Source organism: Shewanella subflava, assembly GCF_025971955.1.
Taxonomy (GTDB): Bacteria; Pseudomonadota; Gammaproteobacteria; order Enterobacterales; family Shewanellaceae; genus Shewanella; species Shewanella subflava.
Map to the genome: position 1 here is coordinate 119,701 of NZ_JAPDMX010000005.1, position 6,370 is coordinate 126,070.

Sequence of the window (6,370 nt, forward strand, 5' to 3'; positions counted from 1 at the left end):
TGCACATTAGACTAAGCACATCTCTAAATGGCAAATCTATAAATATAATAAAATTCATTATACGGAGATATCATGCACTTGCGTTATTGGTTTTTTATCCTCAGCATTGTATGCCCTTTTACGGCCAGTGCTTCGTCTGATCAGCTCCATGCTAAAGTCGATTTAGTCGTGGTGAATAAATCAGAATCACGCATGTCAGTGATGCGTGATGGAAAAGTGATCAAAACCTATGTGATCGCCATGGGAGATGCTCCTAAAGGACACAAATTAAAAGAGGGCGACCAACGCACACCACAAGGTCGTTATGTGCTGGATTACAAAAAATCAGACAGTGCATTTTACCGTTCGATACACATTTCTTACCCTAATGATGAAGACAAATTACGCGCACAAGCATTAGGGATCAGCCCAGGTGGAATGATTATGATCCATGGGCAAAATCCACGTTCATCGTTATCACCAGAAGAAGCTCAAAAATATAACTGGACTAATGGCTGTATCGCGGTCACCAATAAAGAAATGGATGAATTGTGGCGCATGATAGATGAAGGCACGCCAATTGAAATTTGGCCTTGATTAAACCATATCATTAGCAACAAAATCATGGACTCTTTATGAATTACTGTGTGTTACAACAAACTTGGCCACATTTTAGCTTACAGATCCAAGCGTTTATCAAACAACTTGGTTTAGATATACTTGCATTGAATTGCGATCATAGCGCACTGAGGGTGAACGATATACAAAGCGCACAATTATTAGCAGATGAGTTCAGCCAACACGGTGAGATTATTTCTAATAATATGATTAATGGTCGCCCAATATTAATTATCAAATTAACAGTACCATTGATGCTCGGCACCACTCCCATTCAATGCGTTGAGTTACCGTTTCCGTCAGACAAAACCTACCCTATTGAAGGTTGGGAGCATGTGGAATTAGTGTTGCCATCTAAGGCGCAAACCTGTGATGAACTAGCTAATGAGTTAATAGCCAAAGTACCTAAGCTTGCTCAGGTCATTGCCGGAAAAACCGAGATTAAGGTCAAACAAAGTTCACCAAAAGGTGACAATGAACGTTTAGCCAACCCGACCATTGCATTTAAAACCAATGGCATTTGTGTCAAAGTGCACCCGCACGATATTCAAACAATTATCGAAAGTGAGCAAACCAACTAAGCTTTTACGATTATTGAAAAAATATTATGTTTTGAAAATCTGAAAAATGATTTCGACTATCGAGAGCTACAAGGCCAATAAATAAGAGATTGCTCCTCAGTAAACTGCCAACCTTATTTGCAGAATAACTTCAAAGTCACGACAATGGCATGAGGCTTTGTGTTATTGAGTAAAAGATCCACCTTCTGAAGAAGGTGGTTTTAATACCACGCCCTAAAAGGGAGCTTTCCAACCTGCGTTATCAAGAAGCCGTAAATATATCCCTATAGGCTCAACTTAATCATCCCTGACTGAAAGCTTGTTCCGCACTATTAGCAAAGCTCACGTATCACTTGAGTTAATAAGCTATGTTCTGAAAATAAAAAGGAGAACATAAATGCTCTCCTTTAAATCAATCTTGTTGATGCAGGTTATCAAGTTAACCCATTATTTTTTTTCGGCTGCTAGCACAGTCGACATGGGAGGAACGATAGAAACAGGATCTAAACGCATATGAAACCAGTTCAAGCGCCAATCTAAATGTGGCCCTGTTACGCGCCCTGTTGCACCGATTTCAGCTAACTTTTGACCTTGGGTCACTTTATCGCCAACCTTTGGATATAACTTACTTAAATGCAAAAATGTCGAACTAACGCCATAACCGTGGTCAATAATTAATGTACCACCCGAGTAGAACATGTCTGGAACCGCTAAGGTAATCACCCCATCTGCAGGAGACACGACGACGGTCCCCGTTGGTCTAGCAACATCGACACCAAAATGAGGATTTCCAGGCACATCATTATAAATGCGCTGACTACCATACACGCCAGATATACGTCCAGTTACAGGCCAAATAAAATCCTGCATGAAAGCGTCATTTTCAATAAAAGTACTTCGAGCAGCACGAGTTTGCTTGGCATCTTCTGCGGCACGCTTTTGCGCAATGGGATCAGGTTCCATAATTTTAGTGCTGATACCGGTGACGCGATCGATTTTATACTCGCGCGCAGCAATATAAAGCGGCTTTAGCTCTGTAAGACCTGTAGGATAAACAACTTCAAACATTTGTTCAGCTTTCGCATCACGGTCAAAGCCAATAGCAAACTCACCTTTTGAGGTGACTTTAACAAGCTGTCCATTAAGTTTAATCTGGCTACCGACGGGCACCGTTCCTCTGACTAAAGCCCCTTGTTCAAATTTACCATCGAAGGTCACTTCAGCAGCCACTGAAGAGGCAAACAACAAACCTAAAAATGTACCAAAAATCACAGGATACAAGCTCATATTGAAAGCATTCCTTTTAACCTCTAACTGCGATTGCGCCTTTACCTATACCCTCATAGGCAATGACTTTAAAATGGCTTTCTGGCACTTTAGCCGCTAACGTAATGGCCATATATTCGGCAAGCAGTTCCACGGTTGTGTCGTGCGGAATAATATCGCAGCAAGCTTTTGGCATCGCCAACTGAAAATCACCTTGTGGAGCGACATAATGAAAGCCGTAATGCGATTCATCATTAATATTCGATTGCTTGGATAGTTGTAATTCAGTAACAGACACTAAATCCTCTTCCGTCCCCAAATAAGCATCTCGCCAACGATTGGCCCAGTATTCATCCCATTTAGGCTCAGCAATGCCATTTTCAAATATCGTAACAGGACTGCGATGGCCGTGGGCAATACGTTGACAATTACCATCATGCTTTCGTAAACCATGACTGTAATGATAATAAGGTGTGGTTAATACTTCATTGCGTAATGTTAAGCTAATACCTTGAACATTTTCGGGTAACGCTTCGCGCAATGCTTTTTGTAAAAAGTCATTCACGCTTTCAAAGTCAATCACTTCCGTTGGGATCAAGGCAAACGCTTGTGAAGGGCAGGCTAAATGGATATCACCTTTTTGGCTAGCAAAATCCATCCACACTCTATCCCCCTGCTGTTGCCATCTGACCTGACTACAAGCGGTGGGGATCAACAGACGATGGTCAGCAACATCGTCAATGGTATTTTTGATGGTCTTTTTTACTTTTGAGAAGTCCAGCACCATATTTTGCTCATCTAAACCACCATCAAGCAAAACATCGACAATCCAGCTTTCTCCAACCATACCGCGAATGGGGCACAGGTAAGAAAAATCGATTACAGTTAAATCTTTTACAAACAGTTGCATTAAAGCTCCTAGGTAGAAAAACAGTCCACCTCAGTGTTATTTACTCCCAATTAGCAAATGGCCAATGAGATAAGATCAACATTCTAAACAAAACTAAGCTGATGAGCGAGTATAAAAGATAATTGTAGGGCGCTTGAATGATTTTATGATGATATGACGACACGCATAATCGAATAATCAATTAAGTCGGACTTATTTGAATCAAGAACTCGTTAAGATCTTCTGCTAATTTGGGCTTACTGTACAAATAACCTTGGGCTAAATCGCAATTATTGTGCAATAAAAAATCGGCTTGTTGTTGGGTTTCAACCCCTTCAGCGATAACTTGTAAATTCAATGCATGACCTAATGCAATAACCGCTTTAGCAATCGCACAATTATTCGAATCAAATGGAATGTTTTTAACGAAAGATTGATCAATTTTTAAGGTATCTAAAGGCAGCTTTTTCAAATAATTTAATGACGAATAGCCAGTACCAAAGTCATCAATACTAATTGAAATTCCCATAGCAGATAGCTGCCTTAAATCTTTGATTACCGCAGCTTGATTCGTCATCATACAGGACTCAGTCACTTCAATATCAAGGTGTTTAGCTGGTAAACCGGTCGCTAATAATATATCTCTAACCTTATCAACAAAATCACTTTTTTGAAGTTGTAAACTGGCTACATTAACGGATATCCGGCTAAACTGCAGTCCTTGTGTTAACCAATTAACCCCCTGAATACAGGCAGTTTTTAACACCCATAAACCGATTTCATTAATTAAACCTATTTTTTCAGCCAAAGGAATAAAATCTGCTGGTGATATTTGGCCAAGCTTTGGATCGTACCAACGAATTAATGCCTCAAACCCATTAACTTGGCCTGAAGCAAGATGAATCTTAGGTTGATAAACGAGATGGAAATCATTGTTGATTATTGCTTGATGCAAAGCAGATTGAAGCTTTAATTGTTCTGCAGCTTCAGCTGTCATCCCTTCAGTATAGAAAGCATAACCATTGCGGCCTTGTGATTTAGCACGGTGCATAGCGGCATCGACATTTCGCAATAAACCGTCAGCATCTAAGCCATCATTAGGATACAGAGAAACACCGATACTTGCTGTCAAATGGATAGGTTGAGCATTATCTATAATAAAAGGACGTTCAAAAACCCTCCTTAAATGACTAATACTTGAGAAAACCGATTCTGTATCCGTTATTGTAGGTAATAGAACAACAAACTCGTCGCTTCCAAGACGGGCTAACACATCAAACTCAGATAATGCATAGGACAATCTCTTACTGAGTTCAACAATGATTTCATCTCCCGCTAAATGGCCTAAACTTTCGTTAATATGTTTAAATAAATCAATATCAATACACAAAATTGCCAACTGCTTTTTGCCCCGTAAAGCGTGGCTAATTTCTTGTTCAAGATATGAAACAAATCGCATTCGGTTAGGTAAGCCAGTGAGAGGGTCAACGTAAGCTAAATTTTTCAGTTTTTCTTCTGTTTGTTTTAACAATGAAATATCGGCAAAAACCCCAACAAAAAACTTTATACAACTGTCTTCACCATAAACTGCACTGAGCGTAATCGCTTGAGGAAATACAGAACCATTTTTACGGCGATTCCAAATCTCACCATGCCACTTTCCGTTCACTAAAAGCGTATTCCACATTTTTGCAAAAAACTGTTTACTATGACGACCGGAACTTAATAAATTGGGATTTTTTCCAACAACTTCGTCTAATCGATAACCAGTGATCTGAGTAAACGCTTGGTTTACATCGCATATCACTCCGTCTTTATCTGTAACGACAACGCCCTCTACGGCATTTTCAAATACACAGGCAGCCAACATTAGTTGCTCTTCCGCCGCTTTATGCTTAGCAATATCGCGTGTAAAACCGAGAACACCAGCATATTTGCCACCATGATAAATCGGCGATTTTAGCGTTTCTAGCCATGCTTTATTACTGGATAAATCAAAATCTTCACACTCAGCTACAATCACACTTTTCCCAGCATCAATAGCTCTTTGATCGCCTTTAATGAATAAATCGGCAACTTGAGTATCAAAAAGCTGATGATCTGTTTTACCTGAAACTTCAGCAGTAGATTTACGCCATGCCTTTTCAGCACTTTGATTAGCGAAGATATACTTTCCTTGGGTGTCTTTTATCCAAAAAACTTCTTCAAATGAATTCATTACATCCTGAATAGTAAATCCTGGTGACTCAGCTGTTTCTTCAGCAAAAACAGTTAATAAATCCGATTTGAATTGGTTTAATAACAAATCAAACAACGCAATATTGGCTTCGGAATGATCATCGGTTGCTAAAACCGCCAAATTATAATTTGCTAATTGATATGTAAATAAAAGTGGTTCCAGATGATAAGACGTAAGGGAAGCATCTAATTCGTCATTGATATTATTGACTAAATTTTCATTATTCATCCATTTGGATAAATAATTAAAAGCGAATTCGGATTCTGTGGAAGATAAAGAATGAAGAGACAGCAGTTGTGGCAGTGATTGATCCACATGAGTATTAAAACACATTACAAACTGCGCTTTAGTTAGAGGCTGAAGTTTCAAGAACTGAGCTTGCCAAGAGCGAACCAATTCAATAAGTCGATTGTCAGTTTGAGAAACTATCATGAGTCATTAAGAAGCACAGAATGTAAAGGTGCCTTAATTATAAATCATTCTGACGATAGTGATTTAATAAAAATGTGATGCAGTGTAGAGATTGCAAACACAAATAAACAATATTAGTAAAAATTGAGTGTGTACCATGATTGACTCACAATAGCATTATAAACTGAAGACTGGTCTTGCCGAAGTATTAGGGGTAGGCGCCTGGAAATGACGTAATCCCGCATGGGCATGTCGGTCACACAACTTTTATGCTCAAATTTCAGATGTAAAAAAGCCCGTTACATTCGCAACGGGCTTATCACTACTCTAACGAGTAAATTAGGCGCCTGGAAATGACCTACTCTCACATGGGGAGACCCCACACTACCATCGGCGATACTGTGTTTC

At 39.4% G+C, this 6,370-nt stretch carries 5 protein-coding genes; 2 read left to right on the forward strand and 3 right to left on the reverse strand.

The window, feature by feature from the left end:
- Positions 1-72 precede the first annotated feature (72 nt).
- On the forward strand, positions 73-576 hold the full coding sequence (locus tag OHT75_RS04640) for a L,D-transpeptidase family protein (protein WP_264725284.1): 504 nt from the start codon (positions 73-75) through the stop codon (positions 574-576).
- Positions 577-614: 38 nt separating this feature from the next.
- The gene (locus OHT75_RS04645) at positions 615-1,178 is read left to right on the forward strand and encodes a VOC family protein (protein ID WP_264725285.1); all 564 of its coding nucleotides are present in this window, start codon (positions 615-617) and stop codon (positions 1,176-1,178) included.
- A gap of 426 nt (positions 1,179-1,604) precedes the next feature.
- Here OHT75_RS04645 and OHT75_RS04650 read toward each other — a convergent pair whose 3' ends face one another.
- The 3 genes from OHT75_RS04650 to OHT75_RS04660 all read right to left on the reverse strand — a co-directional run bounded on the left by OHT75_RS04650 (position 1,605) and on the right by OHT75_RS04660 (position 5,671).
- Positions 1,605-2,444, reverse strand: a complete 840-nt coding sequence (locus OHT75_RS04650; RefSeq protein WP_264725286.1) for a M23 family metallopeptidase — start codon at positions 2,442-2,444, stop codon at positions 1,605-1,607.
- Between the two features lie 16 nt (positions 2,445-2,460).
- Complete coding sequence (locus OHT75_RS04655) at positions 2,461-3,333, reverse strand: 6-carboxytetrahydropterin synthase (protein ID WP_264725287.1); 873 nt, start codon at positions 3,331-3,333, stop codon at positions 2,461-2,463.
- Between the two features lie 181 nt (positions 3,334-3,514).
- On the reverse strand, positions 3,515-5,671 hold the full coding sequence (locus OHT75_RS04660; protein ID WP_264725289.1) for a sensor domain-containing protein: 2,157 nt from the start codon (positions 5,669-5,671) through the stop codon (positions 3,515-3,517).
- Between the last annotated feature and the right edge of the window lie 699 nt (positions 5,672-6,370).